The sequence below is a fragment of the Pseudomonas sp. Z18(2022) genome (genome assembly GCF_036346535.1).
GTDB classification, from domain to species: Bacteria; Pseudomonadota; Gammaproteobacteria; order Pseudomonadales; family Pseudomonadaceae; genus Aquipseudomonas; species Aquipseudomonas yamanorum_A.
This window is the reverse complement of record NZ_JAOTOA010000002.1, coordinates 223,308-245,591: the sequence shown is the minus strand read 5'-3', so window position 1 is coordinate 245,591 and position 22,284 is coordinate 223,308. Positions and strand designations below refer to the sequence as shown.

21 protein-coding genes, 1 tRNA gene and 1 pseudogene are annotated in these 22,284 nt (G+C 61.1%); 11 read left to right on the top strand and 12 right to left on the bottom strand.

Annotated features, from left to right (window positions below; genetic code table 11):
* Positions 1-31 precede the first annotated feature (31 nt).
* A complete protein-coding gene (gene grxC / locus V3W39_RS06460; RefSeq protein WP_177041040.1) occupies positions 32-286 on the bottom strand; it encodes a glutaredoxin 3 in 255 nt (84 codons plus the stop codon).
* A 1-nt stretch (position 287) separates the two neighbouring features.
* Positions 288-701 (bottom strand): rhodanese-like domain-containing protein, encoded by a 414-nt coding sequence (locus tag V3W39_RS06455; RefSeq protein ID WP_177041037.1) that lies wholly within the window; start codon positions 699-701, stop codon positions 288-290.
* Positions 702-852: 151 nt separating this feature from the next.
* On the opposite strand from V3W39_RS06455, the gene gpmI reads away from it, so the two are divergent.
* The 5 genes from gpmI to V3W39_RS06430 all read left to right on the top strand — a co-directional run bounded on the left by gpmI (position 853) and on the right by V3W39_RS06430 (position 7,511).
* A complete protein-coding gene (gene gpmI, locus V3W39_RS06450) occupies positions 853-2,379 on the top strand; it encodes a 2,3-bisphosphoglycerate-independent phosphoglycerate mutase (RefSeq protein ID WP_330212388.1) in 1,527 nt (508 codons plus the stop codon).
* A 254-nt stretch (positions 2,380-2,633) separates the two neighbouring features.
* Positions 2,634-3,938 carry a murein hydrolase activator EnvC family protein gene (locus V3W39_RS06445; RefSeq protein ID WP_330212387.1) on the top strand — a complete coding sequence of 435 codons (1,305 nt, stop codon included), beginning with the start codon at positions 2,634-2,636 and terminating at the stop codon, positions 3,936-3,938.
* Positions 3,939-3,969: 31 nt separating this feature from the next.
* The gene (locus V3W39_RS06440) at positions 3,970-5,277 is read left to right on the top strand and encodes a S41 family peptidase (RefSeq protein WP_003218023.1); all 1,308 of its coding nucleotides are present in this window, start codon (positions 3,970-3,972) and stop codon (positions 5,275-5,277) included.
* A gap of 1 nt (position 5,278) precedes the next feature.
* Complete coding sequence (locus V3W39_RS06435; protein ID WP_330212386.1) at positions 5,279-6,061, top strand: divergent polysaccharide deacetylase family protein; 783 nt, start codon at positions 5,279-5,281, stop codon at positions 6,059-6,061.
* Positions 6,062-6,194: 133 nt separating this feature from the next.
* Entirely contained in the window at positions 6,195-7,511 is a 1,317-nt protein-coding gene (locus V3W39_RS06430) for a Vps62-related protein (RefSeq protein WP_330212385.1), read from the top strand.
* On the opposite strand, the gene V3W39_RS06425 is transcribed toward V3W39_RS06430, so the two are convergent.
* The 7 genes from V3W39_RS06425 to V3W39_RS06395 form a co-directional block, all read right to left on the bottom strand.
* Entirely contained in the window at positions 7,464-8,222 is a 759-nt protein-coding gene (locus V3W39_RS06425) for a substrate-binding periplasmic protein (protein ID WP_177114330.1), read from the bottom strand. The two genes, V3W39_RS06430 and V3W39_RS06425, sit on opposite strands and share 48 nt — an antisense overlap.
* 66 nt (positions 8,223-8,288) lie before the next feature.
* The gene (hisF, locus tag V3W39_RS06420) at positions 8,289-9,059 is read right to left on the bottom strand and encodes an imidazole glycerol phosphate synthase subunit HisF (RefSeq protein WP_003218030.1); all 771 of its coding nucleotides are present in this window, start codon (positions 9,057-9,059) and stop codon (positions 8,289-8,291) included.
* 9 nt (positions 9,060-9,068) lie between these two features.
* Entirely contained in the window at positions 9,069-9,806 is a 738-nt protein-coding gene (gene hisA, locus V3W39_RS06415) for a 1-(5-phosphoribosyl)-5-[(5-phosphoribosylamino)methylideneamino]imidazole-4-carboxamide isomerase (RefSeq protein WP_027605077.1), read from the bottom strand.
* Between the two features lie 39 nt (positions 9,807-9,845).
* Positions 9,846-10,103 carry a DUF2164 domain-containing protein gene (locus V3W39_RS06410; RefSeq protein ID WP_003218033.1) on the bottom strand — a complete coding sequence of 86 codons (258 nt, stop codon included), beginning with the start codon at positions 10,101-10,103 and terminating at the stop codon, positions 9,846-9,848.
* On the bottom strand, positions 10,103-10,741 hold the full coding sequence (gene hisH / locus V3W39_RS06405; protein ID WP_177041031.1) for an imidazole glycerol phosphate synthase subunit HisH: 639 nt from the start codon (positions 10,739-10,741) through the stop codon (positions 10,103-10,105). The genes V3W39_RS06410 and hisH overlap by 1 nt, the downstream gene beginning before the upstream one ends.
* Entirely contained in the window at positions 10,741-11,334 is a 594-nt protein-coding gene (gene hisB / locus V3W39_RS06400) for an imidazoleglycerol-phosphate dehydratase HisB (RefSeq protein WP_003218037.1), read from the bottom strand. Before hisB ends, hisH begins: the two co-directional genes overlap by 1 nt.
* 291 nt (positions 11,335-11,625) lie before the next feature.
* On the bottom strand, positions 11,626-13,287 hold the full coding sequence (locus V3W39_RS06395; protein ID WP_177075986.1) for an OFA family MFS transporter: 1,662 nt from the start codon (positions 13,285-13,287) through the stop codon (positions 11,626-11,628).
* A 324-nt stretch (positions 13,288-13,611) separates the two neighbouring features.
* On the opposite strand from V3W39_RS06395, the gene V3W39_RS06390 reads away from it, so the two are divergent.
* From V3W39_RS06390 to V3W39_RS06375, 4 genes are all read left to right on the top strand, one after another.
* Positions 13,612-15,828, top strand: a complete 2,217-nt coding sequence (locus V3W39_RS06390) for an AsmA family protein (RefSeq protein ID WP_330212384.1) — start codon at positions 13,612-13,614, stop codon at positions 15,826-15,828.
* Complete coding sequence (gene mutY, locus V3W39_RS06385; RefSeq protein ID WP_330212383.1) at positions 15,825-16,892, top strand: A/G-specific adenine glycosylase; 1,068 nt, start codon at positions 15,825-15,827, stop codon at positions 16,890-16,892. The genes V3W39_RS06390 and mutY overlap by 4 nt, the downstream gene beginning before the upstream one ends.
* Positions 16,889-17,161, top strand: coding sequence for an oxidative damage protection protein (locus V3W39_RS06380; RefSeq protein WP_010169058.1), 273 nt, complete (start codon positions 16,889-16,891; stop codon positions 17,159-17,161). The genes mutY and V3W39_RS06380 overlap by 4 nt, the downstream gene beginning before the upstream one ends.
* A 103-nt stretch (positions 17,162-17,264) precedes the next feature.
* Positions 17,265-17,340, top strand: a tRNA-Phe gene (locus V3W39_RS06375).
* A 91-nt stretch (positions 17,341-17,431) separates the two neighbouring features.
* Here V3W39_RS06375 and V3W39_RS06370 read toward each other — a convergent pair.
* The 3 genes from V3W39_RS06370 to V3W39_RS06360 all read right to left on the bottom strand — a co-directional run bounded on the left by V3W39_RS06370 (position 17,432) and on the right by V3W39_RS06360 (position 20,649).
* On the bottom strand, positions 17,432-17,722 hold the full coding sequence (locus V3W39_RS06370; protein ID WP_256351878.1) for a hypothetical protein: 291 nt from the start codon (positions 17,720-17,722) through the stop codon (positions 17,432-17,434).
* A 233-nt stretch (positions 17,723-17,955) separates the two neighbouring features.
* The gene (locus tag V3W39_RS06365; RefSeq protein WP_330212382.1) at positions 17,956-19,596 is read right to left on the bottom strand and encodes an ArnT family glycosyltransferase; all 1,641 of its coding nucleotides are present in this window, start codon (positions 19,594-19,596) and stop codon (positions 17,956-17,958) included.
* Positions 19,597-19,683: 87 nt separating this feature from the next.
* The gene (locus V3W39_RS06360; protein ID WP_330212381.1) at positions 19,684-20,649 is read right to left on the bottom strand and encodes an arsenic resistance protein; all 966 of its coding nucleotides are present in this window, start codon (positions 20,647-20,649) and stop codon (positions 19,684-19,686) included.
* 172 nt (positions 20,650-20,821) lie between these two features.
* On the opposite strand from V3W39_RS06360, the pseudogene V3W39_RS06355 reads away from it, so the two are divergent.
* Together V3W39_RS06355 and V3W39_RS06350 are read left to right on the top strand one after the other, a co-directional pair.
* Positions 20,822-21,739 (top strand): annotated as a pseudogene (locus V3W39_RS06355) (alpha/beta hydrolase family protein); the annotation flags it as partial.
* Positions 21,740-21,815: 76 nt separating this feature from the next.
* The gene (locus V3W39_RS06350) at positions 21,816-22,229 is read left to right on the top strand and encodes a hypothetical protein (protein WP_177075974.1); all 414 of its coding nucleotides are present in this window, start codon (positions 21,816-21,818) and stop codon (positions 22,227-22,229) included.
* Positions 22,230-22,284: the final 55 nt, after the last annotated feature.

The following is a 22,284-nucleotide window of genomic DNA, read 5'->3' as shown; positions in this document are numbered from 1 at the left end:
CGTGATCTTGGGGTCTTTTAGGGGTTGTGAGTCAGACGTGAAGCAGCGCATCCAGTTTACCGGCGCGCTCGAGTGCGAACAGGTCATCGCATCCACCGACATGCTTGTCACCGATCCAGATCTGCGGCACGGACGTGCGTCCCGCTTTCCTGGTCATCTCGGCGCGCACCTGGGGCTTGCCATCAACCTTGATCTCGTCGAAGGCAATGCCCTTTTTCTCAAGCAAGGCCTTGGCCCGCATGCAATAAGGGCAATAATCGCTGGAATAAACGACAACCTGGCTCATATCACTTCACCAGCGGCAGGTTATCGCCACGCCAGCTGGAGATACCACCCGACAGTTTGGCGGCGTTGAAGCCGGTTTTCAGCATCTCGCGGGCGTGGGTGCCGGAGTGCTGACCCTGGGCATCGACCAGGATGATGGTCTTGGCCTTGTACTTTTCCAGCTCGGCCAGACGCGAAATCAGTTTGTCCTGGGGAATGTTCAGCGCGCCAACAATGTGACCGGCGGCGAAATCCTTGGCGGGACGAATGTCCACCACTACGGCCTCATCCTTGTTGACCAGAGCGGTCAACTCCGACGTGCTGAGGCTGCGGCCACCGCGGCTCATTTCGTGAGCGATCAGCAGCGCCAGCAGTACGACGAACGCACCAGCGAGCAAATAGTGGGTAGTGGCAAATGCAATCAGGTGATCAACCATCAAGGAGGTTCCAGGGCGTTAAAATGGCGGTAAGTATACACAGCCGTCATGGTCGGCCAACCCCCGTAAAGCGGTGACGTGGTCGGAACTTCGCTTTAAACTGCCACTCCCTTTTCAATTGCCTTCATTCATTACCGCCGCGAGAGGATCTATGACTACTACGCCTAAACCTTTGGTCCTGATAATTCTCGATGGCTTCGGACACAGTGAAAGCCACCACGACAACGCTGTGTACTCGGCCAGCAAGCCAGTACTGGACCGTCTGAGCGCTACCGTACCGAACGGCCTGATCTCCGGGTCGGGCATGGATGTTGGCCTGCCGGACGGCCAGATGGGCAACTCGGAGGTCGGCCACATGAACCTCGGCGCCGGACGAGTGGTATATCAAGACTTCACCCGCGTGACCAAAGCGATCCGCGACGGCGAATTCTTCGAGAATCCGACCATCTGCGCGGCCGTGGATAAGGCCGTCAAGGCCGGCAAGGCGGTGCACTTCATGGGCCTGCTGTCGGACGGCGGCGTCCACAGCCACCAGGACCACCTGATCGCCATGGCCGAACTGGCCTTCAAGCGCGGTGCCGAGAAGATCTACCTGCACGCCTTCCTCGACGGCCGCGACACCCCGCCAAAAAGCGCCCAGTCCTCCATCGAACTGCTGGACGAAACCTTCAAGACCCTCGGCAAAGGCCGCATCGCCAGCCTGGTGGGCCGTTACTTCGCGATGGACCGTGACAACCGCTGGGACCGCGTGGCCCAGGCCTACAACCTGATCGCCGACGGCCAGGCCGAATACAACGCCGCCACCGCCCAGGAAGGCCTGGAAGCCGCCTACGCCCGTGGCGAGAGCGACGAATTCGTCAAGGCCACCACCATCGGTGAGCCGGTGAAGATCGAAGACGGCGACGCGCTGGTGTTCATGAACTTCCGCGCCGACCGTGCCCGCGAGCTGAGCCATGTGTTTGTCGATCACGGTTTCAAGGACTTCCAGCGCGCCCGCCAGCCGAAAGTCGAATTCGTGATGCTGACCCAATACGCCGCCAACATCCCGGCCCCGTCGGCGTTCGCCCCGGGCAGCCTGGAAAACGTGCTGGGGGATTACCTGGCGAAAAACGGCAAGACCCAACTGCGCATTGCCGAAACCGAGAAATACGCCCACGTGACCTTCTTTTTCTCCGGCGGTCGTGAAGAACCGTTCCCGGGCGAAGAACGCATCCTGATCCCGTCGCCAAAAGTCGCCACCTACGACCTGCAGCCGGAAATGAGTGCCCCGGAAGTCACGGACAAGATCGTCGACGCCATCGAGCACCAGCGTTATGACGTGATCGTGGTCAACTACGCCAACGGCGACATGGTGGGCCACAGCGGCAACCTGGAAGCGGCGGTGAAAGCCGTGGAATGCCTGGACCTGTGCGTCGGCCGCATCGTCGACGCCCTGGACAAGGTGGGCGGCGAAGCGCTGATCACCGCCGACCACGGCAACTGCGAGCAGATGTCCGACGAATCCACCGGCCAGGCCCACACCGCCCACACCACCGAGCCGGTGCCATTCATCTACGTTGGCAAGCGCGACCTGAAAGTGCGTGACGGCGGCGTGCTGGCCGACGTGGCACCTACCATGTTGATGCTGATGGGTCTGGAGAAGCCGAAAGAGATGACCGGGACCTCAATCCTGGTCTGACCCCGAAGCACCGCGTAATCCTGTGGGAGCTGGCTTGCCTGCGATAGCATCAACCTGGTGTATCTGAAACACCGAGGTGCCTGCATCGCCGGCAAGCCAGCTCCCACAAGGTTCGGAGGCGGCTTCAGGGATGTCCTTTTGCCATACTGCCGCCACTCGGCACCTAACTTGCCTGCCTTGCCGAATTGGGCGTTTTTTTTGCAGCGTGGGCCGGGCATACTAGGCCGTCCCTTTCCCTGGTGTCGCCCGCCTCTATGCTTCGCGCCTTGATTACCCTCGCTCTTGTCTGCCTGCTCCAACCGGCGTTTGCCGATGAGCGCGCACAAACCCAACAACAGTTGGACGCTACGCGTCAGGACATTACCGAGCTGAAGAAACTGCTCGGCAAGCTCCAGGAAGAGAAATCCGGCGTGCAGAAAGACCTGCGCGGCACGGAAACCGAGATGGGCAAGCTGGAGAAGCAGGTCCAGGAGCTGCAAAAGGAACTAAAGAAGAGCGAGTCGGAACTGGAGCGACTCGACGGTGAGAAAAAAAAACTCCAGAGCGCCCGCGTTGAACAGCAACGCCTGATCGCGATCCAGGCCCGCGCCGCCTACCAGAACGGCCGCCAGGAATACCTCAAGCTGCTGCTCAACCAGCAGAACCCGGAAAAATTCGCTCGCACCCTTACCTATTACGACTACCTGAGCAAGGCCCGCCTGGAGCAACTGAAAAGCTTCAACGAGACCCTGCGCCAGTTGGCCAATGTCGAAACCGAGATCGCCAACCAGCAGTCGCAGTTGCTCGACCAGAAAAGCGCCCTCGACAGCCAGCGCGACGAGCTGGACAAGGTGCGCAAGGAGCGCCAGCAAGCGCTGGCCAAGCTGAACGACGACGTAAAGGCCCGCGACACGAAGCTCAAGAATCGCGAGCAAGACCAGGCCGACCTGGCCAAAGTCCTGAAAACCATCGAGGAAACCCTGGCTCGCCAGGCCCGCGAGGCCGAAGACGCGCGGCAAAAAGCGCTGATCGCCCAGCAGGAAGCCGAAAAAAAGCGCGAGCGTGAGGCCGCCGAGGCAGTCGCCAGCGCCACCACCGACGCCCCGGCCCCGCGTAAACCGGCGCGCGCAGCCCCTGGCCCGCTGGTTTCCAGCGCCGGCGAATCCTTCGGCGGACCTTTTGCTTCGGCCCGAGGCAAACTTCCATGGCCAGTTGATGGTCGACTACTGGCACGCTTTGGTGAAACCCGTGGCGATGACACCCGCGCCAAGTGGGACGGTGTGATGATCAGCGCCGGTGCCGGCACCCAGGTCCATGCCATTCACGGCGGCCGTGTGGTGTTCGCCGATTGGCTGCGTGGCGCAGGTTTGTTGGTGATTCTTGACCACGGTAATGGCTATTTGAGCCTTTACGGCCACAATCAAACTTTGCTTAAAGCGGCAGGTGATGTTGTAAAAGCCGGTGAATCCATCTCCACTGTCGGTAACAGTGGTGGCCAGGACACTCCGGCGCTGTACTTCGCTATTCGTCAGCAGGGCCGCCCGAGCGACCCAGCACAATGGTGCCGCACCCAAGGATAAGGGTCGCATCTACATTAGGAGTTCGTTCGACATGCTGCATTTGTCCCGCCTCACATCGCTGGCCCTGACGATCGCCCTGGTGATCGGCGCGCCTTTGGCATTCGCCGACCAGACCGCCCAGTCAGCCACGGCCGCGACCACCAAGGCCCCGCTGCCGCTGGACGAGTTGCGCACCTTTGCCGAGGTCATGGACCGGATCAAGGCTGCCTATGTCGAACCTGTGGACGACAAGACCCTGCTGGAAAATGCCATCAAGGGCATGCTCAGCAACCTTGACCCGCACTCCGCTTACCTCGGCCCGGAAGATTTCGCCGAGCTGCAAGAAAGCACCAGCGGTGAATTCGGTGGCCTGGGCATCGAAGTCGGCGCCGACGACGGCAACATCAAGGTGGTCTCGCCGATCGATGACACCCCGGCGTCGAAGGCCGGCATCCAGGCCGGCGACTTTATCGTCAAGATCAACGGCCAGCCGACCCGCGGCCAGACCATGACCGAAGCCGTCGACAAGATGCGCGGCAAGATCGGCCAGAAAATTACCCTGACCCTGGTGCGCGACGGCGGTACACCGTTCGACGTGACGCTGACCCGCGCCACCATCACGGTCAAGAGCGTGAAGAGCCAGTTGCTGGAGTCGGGCTACGGTTACATCCGCATCACCCAGTTCCAGGTCAAGACCGGCGACGAAGTGGCCAAGGCCCTGGCCAAGCTGCGTAAAGACAACGGCAAGAAACTCAGCGGCATCGTGCTCGACCTGCGTAACAACCCGGGCGGCGTGTTGCAGGCGGCAGTGGAAGTGGTCGACCACTTCATCACCAAGGGCCTGATCGTCTACACCAAGGGCCGTATCGCCAACTCCGAACTGCGCTTCTCGGCCACCGGCAACGACCTCAGCGAAGGCGTGCCGATGGTTGTGCTGATCAACGGCGGCAGCGCCTCGGCCTCGGAAATCGTCGCCGGCGCCCTGCAAGACCAGAAACGCGGCGTGCTGATGGGCACCACCAGCTTCGGCAAAGGCTCGGTGCAAACCGTGCTGCCGCTGAACAACGAGCGCGCCTTGAAGATCACCACGGCGCTGTACTACACGCCAAATGGTCGCTCGATCCAGGCCCAGGGCATCGTGCCGGACATCGAAGTGCGCAAGGCCAAGATCACCAACGAGGCCGACAGCGAGTTCTACAAGGAAGCCGACCTGCAAGGTCACCTGGGCAACGGCAACGGCGGCGCCGACCAGCCTACCGGCAGCGGCTCCAAAGCCAAGCCGATGCCACAGGACGACGATTACCAGTTGGCCCAGGCACTGAGCCTGCTCAAGGGCCTGAGCATTACGCGCAGCCGTTGATATGCGTCGTGGCCTGATCATCGCTTTGCTGTGCTGTCTGGCGGGAGTTGCCCAAGGCAACCCCGCCAGTACTGCCCCCGCTGAACACAAAGCCTACCTGACCCTGATCATCGATGACCTCGGGCAAAACCTGCCCCGGGATCGTCGCGTGCTCGCCCTGCCCGGCCCTGTGACCACGGCGATCATGCCCGACACACCCCACGCCGCCGAATTCGCCCGCGAAGCCCACAAGGCCGGCAAGATCGTGATCCTGCACATGCCCATGGACCCGGCCACCGGCCCGTTCGCCTGGCACCCGGAGTTGCCCATCGAAGAACTCGGCAAACGCCTGGACGCCGCCTTCAAGGCCGTGCCGTACACCGCCGGCATCAACAACCACATGGGCAGCCGCATGACAGCGCAGCCCGAGGCCATGGCGTGGTTGATGGGCGAATTGCAACGGCGCCACAAGTTCTTCGTCGACAGCCGCACCAGCGCCCAGACCGTGGCCGCTGCCGAAGCGCAGAAGATCGGTTTGGCCAGCGTCTCGCGGGACGTGTTCCTCGATGACGAGCGCACTGAAGCGGCCATCACCACCCAGCTGCAAACCGCGATCAAGCTGGCCCACAAACAGGGTTCGGCGGTGATGATCGGCCACCCTTATCCACAGACCCTGGCGGTGCTGGAACGCGAGCTGCCCAAGCTCAAGGCCCAGGGCATCGAGTGGATCGATATCAAGCTGATGATCAGCCTGCGCAGCAATCGCGCGATGGCTGGCCATGGCAAAGACGGCACCTATCGCTGACCCCGTGATGGGTTCCGGGCGCTCTATATAGCTACCGCTGGGCGCCTCCCGTTTTATTCAATAGTTGCAGCGCAGCCGCACAGGCCACCCATACCGGGGCCTGCAACTTTTAATAGAATTGGGACGACAAACCATGCAACCCATACGATTCAAAGATCTGCTGATCAACTTCACCACGGAGTTTGACCTGCTCTGGAGCGCCAAGGATTCAGGCGCCGATAACGCTGCCACCTTTTGGCGCCCCAACACGACGGCCGATGCGCTGAACAGTTTTTCTTCATTGGGTGACGTAATCGTCAGCGACTATCGCACGATCAATAACCGAAAATTCGTCGCGGTGGTCAGCGAAGCAGACAGCGTCAATGGCACTGCGCTTCGAGCGCCGGTGGACTTTAATCTGGTCTGGAAAAACTCCGGAAAGAAGGTTCGATCCGAGTGTTCCGTATGGAAACCCGTGCCTCCCGAAGGCTATGTGGCAATGGGGATGGTCTGCTGTATCGGTTATGACAAACCGACGCTGAATGCGATTCGTTGTGTCCGGGCTGACCTGGTGGTCGATGCCTATATCGGCAACCCGATATGGAGCGACAAGGGCAGCGGCTCTCAAATGGACTTCAGCGCCTGGGACATTCACACCCCCGACGTCCAGCCCGCAGAAGCCTATATCGCAGCGGGCACCTTTTACGGCGCCGACAGCTGGACCCGGCCTTCTTTCGGCGCCAGGCCGTACGCCTTGCGCATGGAGCTGGCAGTGCAGGAAAGCACCCTGCCTGCACCACCCACACCGCTTGCCCTGGAAGAAACCGAAGCGTCTTCCCACGTTTGCGAGTTGCCGTGGTTTGTCGTGAAAGACAGCAACCTGACGCCACTTGAGCAACTGCATCAATCGCCCATCTATCGACTGGAAAGAAGCGACCGCTATCTACCTGTCGGCGTTGGGCACAATACGACGCCCCAGGGCAAAACGTTCAACTGGACGGCACGCAAGGGCGAGGCAGGCGATAGCTCGGTAGACTTCATAGCGGCGACGGGTATTGAGTTTGCGTACGAGTGGTCACCGATTACTCGACCGGTGATTTTTTCTGCACACCTGAACAAGTCCTTCACCCATACCGCCCAATCAGCGAAAGGCTGGGGCACTTCAACCTCACTGGAAGTGGCGGCCTACGTGCCGGCGAGCCAGACCATCGCGGCCTACGTTGTACGCAGCGAATACAAGCTCTATCGACAGGACGGCAGCCAATTGGCAGCCACCGTCAGCTACACCAACGGCGACACAGTGTATTTCAGCGAATCAACGGCACAGGCGCCTGAGGTAGACGAACCAGCACCCGTCCTGGTTCCACCCGTAGAGCCAGGCCCGGTCGAGGAAGCACCTGTTACCCCGCCAGGAGAAACGGCTTTAGAGATAACGCCCCATGATTTGATCGACGACACCTTCTTCTCGTAACTGATCCAGGGCTGCCTGAAGCTTGGCCACCACGTCATCCGGCACATTCTTGTTCAATGCCAGATACAGCTCGGCGCTGTTGAAGCGCAGTACGGTCTTGAGCCCCGTCACCCCGACCTGGCGCGCCAGATAACGGCCCGCCGGGTCACCGGTTGCCCAGAGGTCGATCTGGCCATCGATCAGTTTCTGCGCATTGTCCTGGTCCCGCAGCACGATGACCGGCTTCAGGCCCTGCTTCTCCAGGCTCTCGGCGATGGCATCGCCCTTGTAGGCGCCGATCTTGTAGCGCCGGGCCTGCTCCAGGTCACTCAACTGGATCTTGCTGTCAGCCTTGGCCAGCAGCACCCAATCGTCCGGGCCGATGGGGCCGACCCATTTGAACAGCGCCTCACGGTCCGGCAGGCGCGCCATCACGAACACACCGTAGCCGGGCTTTTCCAGGGCGAGTTTGTAGATTCGCTCCCAAGGGAAACGCAGGGTGAGGTTGTAGGAAATGCCGGCACGCTGGAAGGTCTCGCGGACGATGTCCACGGCGATGCCTTCGATGTTCTCTTCCTTGGCGAAGTTCTTGCCGTTTTTCGCCATGTTGTACGGCGGGAAGTTTTCCGTCAGCAGCACCAGGGAAGCGCTGTCGGATGGTTCATCAGCGTGAGCCGAACCCGTCAACAGAACGGTGGTACTGGCAAGGGCGAGCAGCAGGTCTTTGAACATGAAAGTTACCGGAATCCATGGCAAGCCCAGAGAGTGCCGCGAGCCTGCCATGGTGTCCAGTGACGTTTAGCGTACGACGATACCGCGCGCCGCCATGTAGGCCTTTGCCTCAGGTACGGTGTATTCGCCGAAGTGGAAAATGCTCGCCGCCAGCACTGCGCTGGCGTGGCCTTCGATCACGCCGTCGGCCAGGTGCTGCAGGTTGCCGACGCCGCCCGAAGCAATCACCGGGATGCCCAGGGCATCGCTGATGGCGCGGGTCACGCCCAGGTCGAAGCCGTTTTTCATGCCGTCCTGGTCCATGCTGGTCAGCAGGATTTCACCGGCGCCCAGGGCCTCCATCTTCATCGCCCACTGCACCGCGTCCAGCCCGGTTGGCTTGCGCCCGCCGTGGGTGAAGATCTCCCAGCGCGGGGTTTCGCCGGGGCCTGAGACTTTCTTGGCATCGATGGCCACCACGATGCATTGCGAACCGAAGTGCTGCGCGGCTTCGCCGACGAACTCCGGATTGAACACGGCCGCAGTGTTGATCGAGACCTTGTCTGCGCCAGCGTTCAGCAGGTTGCGGATGTCTTGCACGGTGCGCACGCCACCGCCCACGGTCAGCGGGATAAACACCTGGCTGGCCATGCGCTCGACGGTATGCAACGTGGTGTCGCGACCGTCGACGCTGGCGGTGATGTCGAGAAAGGTAATCTCGTCGGCACCCTGTTCGTCGTAGCGACGGGCGATTTCCACCGGGTCGCCGGCGTCACGGATGTTCTCGAACTTGACGCCCTTGACCACGCGACCGTTGTCGACGTCCAGGCAAGGGATGATGCGTTTGGCCAGCGCCATGGTCAGTCCTCAGCCGTTGTAGGCGTCGCAGTAAGCCTGGGCTTCAGCGACGTCCAGGGTGCCTTCATAGATCGCACGGCCGGTGATGGCGCCGATGATCCCTGGCGCCTTTGCGTCCAGCAGCGACTTGATGTCGCCCAGGTTATGGATACCGCCGGACGCGATCACCGGGATCTTCGTGGCGGCAGCCAACGCAGCGGTGAACGGTACGTTGCAGCCCTGCATCATGCCGTCTTTGGCGATGTCGGTATAAACGATGGCAGAGACGCCGTCGGCTTCAAACTGCCTGGCCAGGTCGATCACCTGGACGGTGCTGATCTCGGCCCAGCCGTCGGTGGCGACGAAACCGTCTTTGGCGTCCAGGCCCACGATCACCTTGCCGGGAAATGCACGGCAGGCTTCGGCAACGAAGGCAGGGTCTTTGACCGCCTTGGTACCGATGATCACGTAGCTCACGCCCGCTTTCACGTAGTGCTCGATGGTTTCCAGGGAACGGATGCCGCCGCCGATCTGGATCGGCAGGTTCGGGTAGCGCCTGGCAATCGCCGTGACCACTTCACCGTTGACCGGCTGGCCTTCGAACGCACCGTTCAAGTCCACCAGATGCAGACGACGGCAGCCACCTTCCACCCACTTGGCAGCCATGCTCACCGGGTCATCGGAGAACACCGTGGAATCTTCCATACGGCCCTGGCGCAGACGTACGCAGGCGCCGTCCTTGAGATCGATAGCGGGAATAATCAGCATCTGGCAAACCTTATTCGATATTCAGCGTTGCTCGGGAAATCAGGGTTTCTCGAGCGCCCACAAGTCGCTTTCGATGCTTTCGAACCTTTCTTTAAGGTGCGTCTGCACATCGAAAATCGCCCTGTTGTAATAGTGCGGAGCAATTTCAGTGGTGAACAGTTCGAGGATTTCTGCAACCTCGAACGAACCGAGCTTGAGCTCGAAGCGGTCTTCCATGAAACGCTTGATCTTGTCGGTGGCCTCACTCTCCTGCTGGGGAGTGAGGTTCAGGATCGGCGGCTTGACCTTCTTGGCCATTACCAGCGCCCGTCCCACGCGGCGAAGTTCTGCAGCAATTGCAGGCCATGGGTATGGCTCTTCTCCGGGTGGAACTGCACGGCAAAGCGCGAACCGTCGGCCAGGGCCGCGGCGAAGTCGACGCCATAGTGCCCGCCACCCACCACCTGGCGCGGGTTACCGGCGGCGATGTAGTAGCTGTGCACGAAGTAGAAACGCGCAAGGTCGGGCACGTTGTGCCACAGCGGGTGATCCACGGTCTGGCGCACTTCGTTCCAGCCCATGTGCGGCACCTTCAGGTGCTCGCCGTCTTCGTGCAGGCCCTTGCCGAAAAACTTCACCTGGCCCGGGAACAGGCCGATGCAGTCGACGCCGTCGTTCTCTTCACTGCTGTCGAGCAAGGCTTGCATGCCCACGCAGATGCCGAGGAACGGCCGGTCCTGGCTGACTTCACGCACCAGGCTGTCGAAGCCCAGGCGGCGAATCTCGGCCATGCAGTCGCGAATCGCGCCGACCCCTGGGAAAACCACCCGGTCGGCTTCGCGAATCACGTCGGCATCGCTGGTGATCAGCACCTTGCCGGCACCTACGTGTTCGAGGGCCTTGGCCACCGAGTGCAGGTTACCCATGCCGTAATCGATAACCGCGACCGTCTGCATTACAGGACGCCCTTGGTCGACGGCATTTGCCCGGCCATGCGGTCATCCAGCTCCACAGCCATGCGCAGGGCGCGACCGAAGGCCTTGAACACGGTCTCGATCTGGTGGTGGGTGTTGGTGCCACGCAGGTTGTCGATGTGCAGGCTGACCAGCGCGTGGTTGACGAAGCCCTGGAAGAATTCCTGGAACAGGTCGACGTCGAAGCCGCCCACGGTGGCGCGGGTGTACGGCACGTGCATCTGCAGGCCCGGGCGGCCGGAGAAGTCGATGACCACACGCGACAGCGCTTCATCCAGCGGGACATAGGCGTGGCCGTAGCGACGGATGCCTTTCTTGTCGCCGATGGCCTTGGCAAATGCCTGGCCCAACGTGATACCGACGTCTTCCACCGTGTGGTGGTCGTCGATATGCAGGTCGCCCTTGCTGACGATATCCAGGTCGATCAGCCCGTGACGGGCGATCTGGTCCAGCATGTGCTCAAGAAAAGGTACACCGATATCAAATCGGGCCTTTCCGGTGCCATCCAGGTTAATCGAGGCTTTGATCTGGGTTTCCAGAGTGTCGCGCTCGACGGACGCCTTACGTTCGGCCATCACCAGCTCCGCAAAATCATTGGGCGAAAAAGGCAGCCATTATAGGGGCGCGGGCGCTAAACAGAAACATCGGAGGGGATAAGACTGACGAGTTGACGCGAGGAATGTCGGGGATAGACATGTGCATACAGGTGAGCACGGGTTCAGGCGGGACTGGATTATGTGGGAGCTGGCTTGCCTGCGATGCAGACACCTCGGTGTTTCAGTTACACCATGGTGATGCTATCGCAGGCAAGCCAGCTCCCACAAAAGCCCGGCTCCCACAGGAACCGGGCCCACTCTGCCGTGGTGTTAGTGGAACAGTACTGCGGTTTTCTGCAGGGTGACCCACACGCCCCACGCCAACGGAATACCCACCGCCAGCCAGGCGGCAACCGCCAACGGCACGCTGCCGGAGGAGGCTTTCCATTCCAGCACGGTGCTGGAATCGGCGCCCTTGTCGTGGCCCAGCGCCTGTTCGGCAGCCAGTTCCGCGTCGGTCATGAAGTACTTGTCTGCCACCGGCCGTACCAGCAGGTTGCAGATGAAGCCCAGCACCAGCAGGCCGGCGAGGATGTACAAGGTGATGTCGTAGGCCGCAGCGCGTTCAACGCCGATGCTCAACTGATACTCACGCAGGTAGTTCACCAGCACCGGGCCCAACACGCCCGCTGCTGCCCATGCCGTCAGCAGGCGACCATGGATCGCGCCCACCATTTGCGTACCGAACAGGTCCGCCAGGTAAGCCGGGACAGTCGCAAAACCACCGCCGTACATCGACAGGATGATGCAGAAGGCCGCGACGAACAGTGCCACGTTGCCCAGATGGCCCAGGTTCGGGATCAGCGCATACAGGGCAAAGCCCAGGGCGAAGAACACGAAGTAGGTGTTTTTACGGCCCAGGTAGTCGGAGAACGACGCCCAGAAGAACCGGCCACCGATGTTGAACAGGCTCAACAGACCGGTAAAGCCGGCGGCAATGGCCGCGATGGACGCCAGTTGGCCGGCATCCAGCTGGCCAAACGTCAGACCGTTACCCAGCAACTTGCCGCCGAACACTTCCTGCAGCAGCGGCGAAGCCATGCCGAGGATGCCGATACCGGCAGACACGTTCAGGCACAGCACCAGCCACACCAGACGGAATTGCGGGGTTTTCCAGGCCACGTTCACGTGCACGTGACGGTGGGTGATCATCGCGTTGCTGGCTTTCTTCGCCGGGGCAGTCCAGCCCTCAGGCTTCCAGCCGGTCGGCGGAACACGGTAAGACAAGGCGCCGCCAATCATGAACACGAAGTAGATCACGGCCATGACCACGAAGCTCTGCCACACGCCAACGCTGGTCGGCGAGGCAAAGTGCCCCATCAGCGCAGCTGCCAACGGGGCGCCAACCATCGCGCCGCCGCCGAAGCCCATGATCGCCATGCCGGTGGCCATGCCGCGTTTGTCCGGGAACCACTTGATCAGGGTCGAAACCGGCGAGATGTAGCCCAGGCCCAGGCCGATACCGCCAATGACCCCGGAGCCGATCCACATCAGCCAGATCTGGTGGGTATAAATCCCCAATGCCGAGATCAGCAGGCCGCCACACCAGCACAAGGCCGATACGACGCCAGCCTTACGTGGCCCGGCATGTTCCAGCCAGCCGCCCCAGATCGCTGCCGAGCAGCCCAGGAAGATGAAGAACAGGGTGTAGATCCAGCCCAGCATGGAGATGGGCCAGTCGCATTGGGACGAGAAGACCTGGCTGATAAAGCTCATGTCCGGCGCGCAGGCGACCGGTGCGGTAATACCCAGCGCCTTGGACAGCGGCAGCCAGAACACCGAAAAACCATAGGCCATGCCGATGCACAAGTGGATGGCCAGGGCGGCCGGTGGTACCAGCCAACGGTTGAACCCGGGCTTGGCGATAATGCGCTCCTTGGACAGGAACGCAGGCTGTGCGGCAGTTGAACCTGCCACAGTGCTAGTGCTCATTGGTGTTTCCCCCAGTTATTAGTATGTGTCCGTCGGGCGCTCTCTCCTTTGGCCTTACACGCAAGGCGTGGCCATATTTGTTGAGTAAAGCTCCATTTTTGCGCGACGTTTAGTCGCAGAAGGCGGACGAACACGCAGAGATTAGCATCTGTGGATGACAGAAAAACCAAACTGATATCACCTTTTTCGGGATATCTGATTTGTTTGACGCCAAAATTCCGTTTTCCGGCCTCTAGATACAATGTAACTATCCGCGAACTGACGTAAGCCTTCGGGCGTTATACTCTGCGGCTAAATTTTAAAACGACATACAAGGACTCGCCCATGAAAGCGTTCGGCAAAATCCTGGGTCTGGTACTTCTCGGGCTGTTGCTGATCATTGTGGCTCTAGGCTTTGCCCTGACCCATCTCTTCGATCCCAACGACTACAAAGACGAGATTCGCCAGATTGCCCGCGACAAGGCCCACATCGAGCTGACGCTCAATGGCGACATCGGCTGGAGCCTGTTCCCCTGGCTCGGCCTTGAACTGCACGAGGCCAGCGTTGCGACCCTGACCAACCCGACCCAGCCGTTTGCCGATTTGCAGATGCTCGGCCTCTCGGTGCGCGTGCTGCCGCTGCTGCGCCGCGAAGTGCAGATGAGCGATGTGCGTGTCGAAGGCCTGAACCTGCGCCTGAACAAAGATGTGCATGGCCATGGCAACTGGGAAGACATCGGCAAGAATGTGCCGGACCCGAGCACGCCTGCCAGCACGCCCGCCGTCGCTGAAGCGGCCACGCCGCCCAAGCCTGAAAAGCCGCCACAGCCGATCCGCCTGGACATCGACAGCCTGACCATCAACAACGCCCGCGTCGAATACAACGACGAGCAGACCGGCAAGCAGTTCAGTGCCGAAAGCATCCAATTGAGTGCCGGCGCCGTGCATGAAGGTGCAAGCATCCCGCTGAAACTCACCGCCTTCCTCGGCACCAACCAGCCGCTGATGCGCGTCAAGACCGAGCTGAACGGCAACTTGCGCATTCAACGCGCCCTCCAGCGCTACCAGTTCGAAGACATGAAACTCACCGGTGAAGCCACCGGCGAGCCGCTGCAAGGCAAGACCCTGACCTTTTCGACCCAGGGCCAATTGCTGGTGGACCTCTCCGCCAACATCGCCGAATGGACTGGCATGAAGCTGTCGCTGAACCAACTGCGCGCCCTGGGCGAGCTGAAGGTCAACGACCTGGACAAGACCCCGCAACTCAGCGGCGCCCTGTCGATTGCCCAGTTTGACCTGGCCAAGTTCCTCGACAGCGTCGGCAACCCGCTGCCACCGATGGCCGCGGGCAGCCTGAGCAAGGTCGAACTGGTCAGCCGCCTCAAGGGCACGCCCACCAGCCTGGCGCTTGAAGACCTCAACCTGAAACTCGACGAGAGCACCTTCACCGGTCGCGTGGCCGTGGATGATTTCGCCAAGCAGTCCCTGCGGGTACAGCTCAAGGCCGACACGTTCAATGCCGACAACTACCTGCCAGCAAAATCCGACGCCGCCAAAGGCGCGACGGCCGCCCGCCAGGCTGAAGTGCAAAACAGCGAAGCCGGCGCCATGGCGGCCGGAGGCACCACACCGCTGCCGGACGCCCCGACCAAGGGCGCGTGGAGCACCGACAAACTGCTGCCACTGACCCGCCTGCGCGCCCTGGACGTGAATGCCGACCTGTCCTTCGGCCAACTGACCCTGAGCAAGCTGCCGATCCAGAACGCCGCACTGAAAGCCTCCGGCCTCGATGGGCAGCTCAAGCTCGACACCTTGAGCGGCGGCCTCTACAACGGCACCTTCCAGGCCAACGGCAACCTTGACGTGCGTCAGGACATCCCGTTGCTGGCGCTGCAAACCCGCATCAAACAAGTGCCGGTCGAGCGCATCCTGCAAGCCCAGGGGCAGAACCCGCCGGTGAAGGGCCAGCTCACCCTCGACAGCAATCTCAATGGCCGCGGCAATAGCCAGAAGGCCCTGATCGACAGCCTCAACGGCACCGCCAGCTTCGTGATCAATAACGGTGTGCTGCTCAACGCCAACCTTGAGCAACAACTGTGCACCGGCATCGCCTTGCTCAACCGCAAGACCCTCAGCGGCGAGCAGCGCGGCAAGGACACCCCGTTCCAGGAACTCAAGGGCAACCTGACCTTGCGTAACGGCGTGGCCAGCAATCCGGACCTGAAAGTGCGCATCCCGGGCCTGACCGTCAACGGCAACGGTGACATCGACCTGCGCGTGCTGGGCATGGACTACCGCGTGGGCATCATCGTCGAAGGCGACCAGCGCGAAGTGCCGGACCCGGCCTGCGAGGTGGGTTCCAACTTCCAGAACATCGAAGTCCCACTGCGCTGCCGCGGCCCGCTGGAACTGGGCGCCAAGGCTTGCCGCCTGGACAAGGACGGCCTGAGCCAGGTCGCTATCAAGGCGGCAGGCAACAAACTCAGCGAGAAGCTTGAACAGAAGCTCGACAAGGTCAATCCACAGTTGAAAGATGCTCTGAAAGGCCTGTTCAAACGATGAGAAGCGAGCAATTTTCAACGGCGGTGCTCGACTGGTACGACCGCCACGGTCGCCACGACCTGCCCTGGCAACAGGGCATCACGCCTTATCGGGTATGGGTCTCGGAGATCATGTTGCAGCAGACCCAGGTCAGCACCGTGCTGAACTACTTCGACCGGTTCATGGCTTCCCTGCCGACAGTCGAAGCCCTGGCTGCCGCGCCGGAAGACGAAGTGCTGCACCTGTGGACCGGCCTGGGTTACTACACCCGGGCGCGCAACCTGCAAAAGACCGCGAAGATTGTCGTGGCCGAATACGCTGGTGAGTTTCCCCGTGACGTCGAAAAGCTCACCGAACTGCCCGGCATCGGCCTGTCCACCGCCGGCGCGATTGCCAGCCTGAGCATGGGCCTGCGGGCGCCGATCCTCGATGGCAACGTCAAACGCGTGCTGGCACGCTTTACCGCGCAAGAGGGTTACCCGGGCGAGCCGAAGGTTGCCAAGCAGTTGTGGGCCACCGCGGAGCGCTTTACGCCCCATGACCGGGTCAATGCCTACACCCAGGCGATGATGGACATGGGTGCCACGCTCTGCACCCGCAGCAAACCCAGTTGCCTGCTGTGCCCGCTGGAAAAGGGCTGCGAAGCCCACATGCTCGGCCTGGAAACCCGCTACCCGATCCCCAAACCCCGCAAGACCGTGCCCCAGAAGCGCACGCTGATGCCGCTGCTGGCCAATGGCGAAGGCGCGATTCTGCTTTACCGTCGCCCTTCCACGGGCCTGTGGGGCGGTTTGTGGAGCTTGCCGGAGCTGGATGACCTGAGCGACCTGGAACACCTGGCCAACCAGCACTCCCTGGCGCTGGGCGAGCAACAGGCACTGCCGAGCCTGATCCACACCTTCAGCCACTTCCAACTGGCTATCGAACCCTGGCTGGTCCAGGTCCAGGAGTCTGCCCATCACGTGGCCGAGGCTGACTGGCTCTGGTATAACCTCGCCACCCCGCCGCGCCTGGGCCTTGCCGCCCCGGTAAAGAAACTGCTGAAGCGCGCGGCTGAAGTATTGAACGCAGGAGTTCCGTCATGACCCGCACCATCATCTGCCGCAAGTACCACGAAGAATTGCCCGCCCTGGAACGCGCCCCGTTCCCTGGCGCCAAGGGCCAGGACATTTTCGACAACGTCTCTGCCAAGGCCTGGGCCGACTGGCAAAAACACCAGACCCTGCTGATCAACGAAAAACGCCTGAACATGATGAACGCCGAAGACCGCAAATACCTGCAAGGCGAGATGGACAAGTTCTTTTCCGGCGAAGATTACGCCAAGGCCGACGGCTACGTGCCACCTGCTGAATAATTGATCAAATTTGGGGGTTGGCCCGTAAGCGACGGTAATAATTAAATATTTTTTGAAAACTTGCTTGACGACCCCCTGAAAAACCCGTTTAATGCGCCCCGTTGCCCAGATAGCTCAGTCGGTAGAGCAGGGGATTGAAAATCCCCGTGTCGGCGGTTCGATTCCGTCTCTGGGCACCACTAATTAGTTTCAGGTGGTGCAAACGTCATCTGAAACACACAAGAAACCCGCCTGGTGCGGGTTTTTTGTTGTCTGAATTTTTTGCCCCCTTCAGCCCCCTCCGCGCATCAACGTCAACACCGCAGCCCGCTCCTGCTCGGAGATGTGAAAACCACTCTCCTCCACGCGCGCAATCCAATCCTGCGCCGAAAGCGACTCACCAAAACGCACCAGACGCCCGTAGCGCCTAAACACCGCCTCCAGCACCCCGATCATCGACGGGTAGCTGCAGCCGCCGTCAAAACAAATACTGAGGCCGCCAAACCAGGAACGGCCGATCACGTGAGCACTACCGGCACTCTCAGCGCCCGCGTACGCAAAATCCATTTTTACTGCTTCCATGTCACATCCAGAAATCATCACTACGAAAGTACCAAAGCCTAGCAGACGCGTGCTTTACGGCAGGCTGCAAAGCGTTTTATCAGACCCGACGGTCATTTAAACGGCGACCATACAGCAAGACGATCCAAACCGTCGGGGACCCGCTGCGCCTTATGACCCTATTGATCTGTCCTTAATTCCCCAGTGATCGCCTCTCGCATCACCCAGGAGCCACGACGAATAAGGCAACTGACTCACTTCACCAGAAACACCATTAGCGGGTTGTCATTCAATCGCCCGCTGAACACCGGCGCCATATGCTCCAGTGGCGTGCCATTGAGCAACGCGGTTTGCTTGCGCTCCACGATCACCCAGGCCGGACGCGGCAGCGTGTCCACCAGCAAGGGTTCGTTGCGCCCGATGAACAGCGGCTTCTCGTCGTGATCCAGGTTCATGATGTAGCGGATCGCCCAGGTGTCCTTGGCCAGATCGACAAACACCAGGGTCCCGGGGTTGCCGGCTCGCAGTTTCTCCACCGCGCCAACGAAGTTCCTGGTGTCGAATTGCAGGTCCTTCGCCGGCTCCACCACCTTCACCAGCACCAGCCATTGGGTAGCCAATGCAATAAGGCTGAGCACTACCAGGCGCCGGCCGAGACTGCCCTGCAAACGCCGCCAGGCAAGCACGGCGGCCAGTTGCAGCACAATCAGCACACCCACCAACGCCGGCACTGAAACGTCCGGCCAGTAACCGTGCTTGTGCCACAGGTGCCGACAGACAAACACCACCACGATCCCGAGCACCGGCAAGGCCGCCACCAACCACTCATAACCACGACGCACACCCAGCAGCCAGCCCTGGGCCTGGAGCAAGCCGTAGGCCGCCACTGCGGCGAACATCGGCACCATCGGCACAATGTAATAAGCGCGCTTGAAGTGCGGGATGGACAGGCCCAGCAGAATCATCAGCCCGCAGGCGGCCAGGCGCACCGCCAACTGCACATCGGCATCCTCGTTGCGCACCGACCATTTGTGACGCAGGACAATCATCGTCGCCAGCGCCAGCGGCACCACCGGGAAATAGCGGTACAGGCTCAACTTGAAGTAGAAGTAGAACGCCTCGCCGGTTTCGTCGAGGCGCCCGGTAAACTGCATCCTGAGCACATCATCGACAAAGGCATCGCCGCCGCTGATCCGCGCCAGCTTCAACAGCACCCACCAACAGCCTGCCAGCAGGATCAGTCCGATAACCCCGTGGGCAATGACCTTTTTCAGCAGTGCAATCCGCTCTTGCCGCGTGCGGGCCGGGCCCATCGCCCAGTAGACACAGACCACCCCGCACACCTCGACCAGCCCCAACGGACCGCGAATGGCAAACGCCACCACGAATAACGGAAAGACCGCATATTGGCGCAGCCGCGAGCCCATGCGCTCGCCGGTATGCAACAGATAGAAACTCGCCAGGCACAGAAACGAGACCATCTGGTCCAGGCACACCGAACGCGACTTTTCCAGCAACTGGGCGGTCAATGCGGTGAGCAGTACCGTCAGCAGCGCCCACGCCCGACCGGACGGTGCCAGCAAGCGGTAGATCAGCGCCATGACCCCGGCCGATGCCAGGGCGGTAGGCATCACGTTGGCCAGATCATTGGGCGCCCCGAACAAGCGGGCAAAGAGGTAGCTGAGATACGTCGCCGTGCCGGGATAGTCCGGGTAAGACTCACCATAGGTGGTCGGAAAGAGGCTCGGGCCGTGGCGAAACATCTCTTGCATGAAGACGGCCCATCGGCCATCGAAGCCTTGTGGCTGCTGGTCCCAGATCCCCAGGGTAAACAGCAGCAAGGCGATGAAAAAGATTCCCAGCGATTCCATTCGAAAGCGGTTGTGTTGATCCATTGTTCAGCCTGTCAGGTGGGGTAAACCGGCCCATGTTGCCGAACACTCTCCTGAATAACCCCTGAACGGAATCAAACATTCATCCGCCTAACGACGATCGGGCCAAATCAGCAGCGGCATCAGCCGGATGTAGAGTAGCTCCCCCACCAGTTCCACCAGGGTTTGCGTGATCACCGCTGCGCCAGCGAGCCCACGGATGTCTTCGGGCAACGCCAGCGCCAGCGGCAACACCACCAGAGAATTGCGCGTAGAAGCACTGAAGGTGACCGCCCGCGCCGTACTCGCCGGCAGCTTGAACAACCGCGAAGCCAATGCGCCCATCAGCGGCGCCAGCAACAGAAAGCCGACGTAAACCGGAATCACCGGCGCCAGCAGGCCGATATCGCGGACCACCGCGGTGATTTGCGAACCGATCACCACCATCAGCACCAGCGCCATGGCCGGCACGGGCAGCCAAGCCCAGGCATCGTTCCAGGCACTGATGACCTGAGAGCGCCGGGACAGGGAAGTCGTCAGCACCGCCAGAATCATGGGCGCCACGATCAGCAGCAGGAAGGCCTCGACAAACGGCCCCACCGAAACCACCACCTGCGATTGCGCCCCCAGCATCAACCCCAGGTACAGCGGCAACAGCAACAGTTGCAGCAGCAACAGGATCGGGGTCGCTGCCAGCATCAACCGTGAATCACCCTTGCCGATGTGGGTGAACACCACCACGTAGTCGATGCACGGCGTCAACAGCACCAGCAACGCTCCCACCAGAATCGCCGGTTGCGCTACCAGGCCACGGGTCAGCGCCCACACCAGCAACGGAATCAGGATGAAGTTGGCCAGCAGTAACGCGCACATGAAGCGCTTGTTGCCCAAGCCCTGGCGCAGGTCCAGAAACGGGATTTGCAGGAACATCGCGTACATCAGCACGGCGATGGCGGGCGTGACCAGGGCGGCCAGGCCTTGAGACATGGAGGGCGCCAGCAGGCCGACAACGGCAGCCAGCAGCACGACGGCGAAGTAGATCGGGATCTGGTTTTGCTCGAGGGTGTCGCGAGTCATGGACAGGTTCTGATAGGGCGAGAGGGCCCAAGCCTAGGCATTTGAGTCGCTCAGGTCGAGCATCAGAAAATCGTCGGGGTCTTAGCGACAGAAATTTGTTAGCTTCGACTTCTTATAAAACTGCGCACGGGCCTCTGACGCCCCATCGAAAGCGCAATGATCGAGCTAGCTCATGAATCTGCCAATCCGCCCCCAAGCCGAACCCTTCCGCGAAGCCGCCGCCGACGGCCACCTCATTGGCGGCTTCACCTGGCGCCACATCAGAACCGACCTCGAGCGCCCGGTAGTCATCATCAACGCCGCCACCTCCGTGCGCTGCCGTCACTATTCACGCTTCGCCGACTACCTGTTTGCCAATGGCTTCGATGTCATCACCTACGACTACCGTGGCATCGGCGAATCCCGCAGCGGCTCGCTGAAGGGCTTCAAGGCGTCATGGTCGGATTGGGGCGTGCTGGACTTCGAAGCGATCCTGCAGCGCGCGCAGCGGGAGTTTGCGGGGCAGCCGATTGATGTGGTCGGGCACAGTTTTGGTGGGTGCGCGGCGGGCCTTGGGGCCTCCGGCGCGGTGATCCGGCGATTGGTCACGGTGGGCGCGCAGTTCGCCTATTGGCGCGACTACGAGGCGAGCGGGCGCTGGCGGATGTTTACCAAGTGGCATGTGGTGATGCCGTTGGTGACCGCGATGTTTGGCTACTTCCCGGGCAAGCGCATGGGCTGGCTGGAAGATACGCCGGCAGGTGTGGTGCGCGATTGGAGTACGCCGACGGCAGGTTATGAAAAACGCCCCAGCGGGCGGGCGTTGAGTGAGCTGCCGTTTTCTCGGGTGAAGGCGCAGGTATTGGCGATCAGCATCACCGATGACCCATTTGGCACAGTGCCGGCAATCGAGCGCCTGCTGAGGTACTTCGAAGGCAGCGAGCGCACGCACCTGCGGATCGCCCCTGAAGATATCGGCGAAAAGGAAGTCGGACATTTCGCGTTCTTTCGAAGCCAGTATCAGGATCGGTTGTGGCCGATTGCGCTGGCGTGGCTACAACGAGGGGAATTGGCCGAAGGCACTCCGGGCCACCAAGTGACGGATCGCACCTAGAAACCCTTGGGATTTCCCCGGACCTGCGCTTCAATACGCCATTCCCAGATCCTGACACCAAGGACGTGAGCCCATGGCCTCGCCGAACAAGCAGCAAAAACGCGCCCACCGGGCAAAAGCCAAGGCCAAGCAGAACCGCACTCAACGCGCCGTCGCCACCAAGCCCGATGCCTTCGCTGGCGATGACAGCCGCATTGACCTTGAATCGGTGGATTTGACCGAGCTGTTCCTGGAGATGCGCACCGCTGGCGAAACCAGCCAGCAGGCGCTGTGTGCGGTGTTCCTGGCGCACCCGCTGCTGGCGGTGGTGCTGGAGCAGGAAGGTGAAGAGGAAGCGACTGACTTTATCCTTGCGGCGCTGATCGAGTATCGCCAGTGGGCCACGGATACCGAGGATGAAGCAGCGGCCCTGGCGTGGATTGAATCGCCAGAGTTCCAAGCCGATTACGTGGCGGCATCACAGGCACTGGTTAATTCCGAAGGCTGATACAAAACGCAATGTGGGAGCCGGGCTTGCCCGCGATGGCGGTGAGTCAGTCAAC

Excerpts from the sequence above, each read along its gene's own strand:
- V3W39_RS06360 (WP_330212381.1), bottom strand. The coding sequence starts at position 20,649 with ATGACTCGCGACACCCTCGAGCAAAACCAGATCCCGATCTACTTCGCC.
- V3W39_RS06395 (WP_177075986.1), bottom strand. The coding sequence starts at position 13,287 with ATGAGCACTAGCACTGTGGCAGGTTCAACTGCCGCACAGCCTGCGTTC.
- V3W39_RS06430 (WP_330212385.1), top strand. The coding sequence starts at position 6,195 with ATGCAACCCATACGATTCAAAGATCTGCTGATCAACTTCACCACGGAG.
- hisB (WP_003218037.1), bottom strand. The coding sequence starts at position 11,334 with ATGGCCGAACGTAAGGCGTCCGTCGAGCGCGACACTCTGGAAACCCAG.
- V3W39_RS06350 (WP_177075974.1), top strand. The coding sequence starts at position 21,816 with ATGGCCTCGCCGAACAAGCAGCAAAAACGCGCCCACCGGGCAAAAGCC.
- V3W39_RS06455 (WP_177041037.1), bottom strand. The coding sequence starts at position 701 with ATGGTTGATCACCTGATTGCATTTGCCACTACCCACTATTTGCTCGCT.
- V3W39_RS06370 (WP_256351878.1), bottom strand. The coding sequence starts at position 17,722 with ATGGAAGCAGTAAAAATGGATTTTGCGTACGCGGGCGCTGAGAGTGCC.
- V3W39_RS06410 (WP_003218033.1), bottom strand. The coding sequence starts at position 10,103 with ATGGCCAAGAAGGTCAAGCCGCCGATCCTGAACCTCACTCCCCAGCAG.
- V3W39_RS06390 (WP_330212384.1), top strand. The coding sequence starts at position 13,612 with ATGAAAGCGTTCGGCAAAATCCTGGGTCTGGTACTTCTCGGGCTGTTG.
- V3W39_RS06440 (WP_003218023.1), top strand. The coding sequence starts at position 3,970 with ATGCTGCATTTGTCCCGCCTCACATCGCTGGCCCTGACGATCGCCCTG.
- gpmI (WP_330212388.1), top strand. The coding sequence starts at position 853 with ATGACTACTACGCCTAAACCTTTGGTCCTGATAATTCTCGATGGCTTC.
- V3W39_RS06380 (WP_010169058.1), top strand. The coding sequence starts at position 16,889 with ATGACCCGCACCATCATCTGCCGCAAGTACCACGAAGAATTGCCCGCC.
- hisF (WP_003218030.1), bottom strand. The coding sequence starts at position 9,059 with ATGGCGCTGGCCAAACGCATCATCCCTTGCCTGGACGTCGACAACGGT.
- V3W39_RS06365 (WP_330212382.1), bottom strand. The coding sequence starts at position 19,596 with ATGGATCAACACAACCGCTTTCGAATGGAATCGCTGGGAATCTTTTTC.
- V3W39_RS06425 (WP_177114330.1), bottom strand. The coding sequence starts at position 8,222 with ATGTTCAAAGACCTGCTGCTCGCCCTTGCCAGTACCACCGTTCTGTTG.
- hisA (WP_027605077.1), bottom strand. The coding sequence starts at position 9,806 with ATGCTGATTATTCCCGCTATCGATCTCAAGGACGGCGCCTGCGTACGT.
- mutY (WP_330212383.1), top strand. The coding sequence starts at position 15,825 with ATGAGAAGCGAGCAATTTTCAACGGCGGTGCTCGACTGGTACGACCGC.
- V3W39_RS06435 (WP_330212386.1), top strand. The coding sequence starts at position 5,279 with ATGCGTCGTGGCCTGATCATCGCTTTGCTGTGCTGTCTGGCGGGAGTT.
- hisH (WP_177041031.1), bottom strand. The coding sequence starts at position 10,741 with ATGCAGACGGTCGCGGTTATCGATTACGGCATGGGTAACCTGCACTCG.
- V3W39_RS06445 (WP_330212387.1), top strand. The coding sequence starts at position 2,634 with ATGCTTCGCGCCTTGATTACCCTCGCTCTTGTCTGCCTGCTCCAACCG.
- grxC (WP_177041040.1), bottom strand. The coding sequence starts at position 286 with ATGAGCCAGGTTGTCGTTTATTCCAGCGATTATTGCCCTTATTGCATG.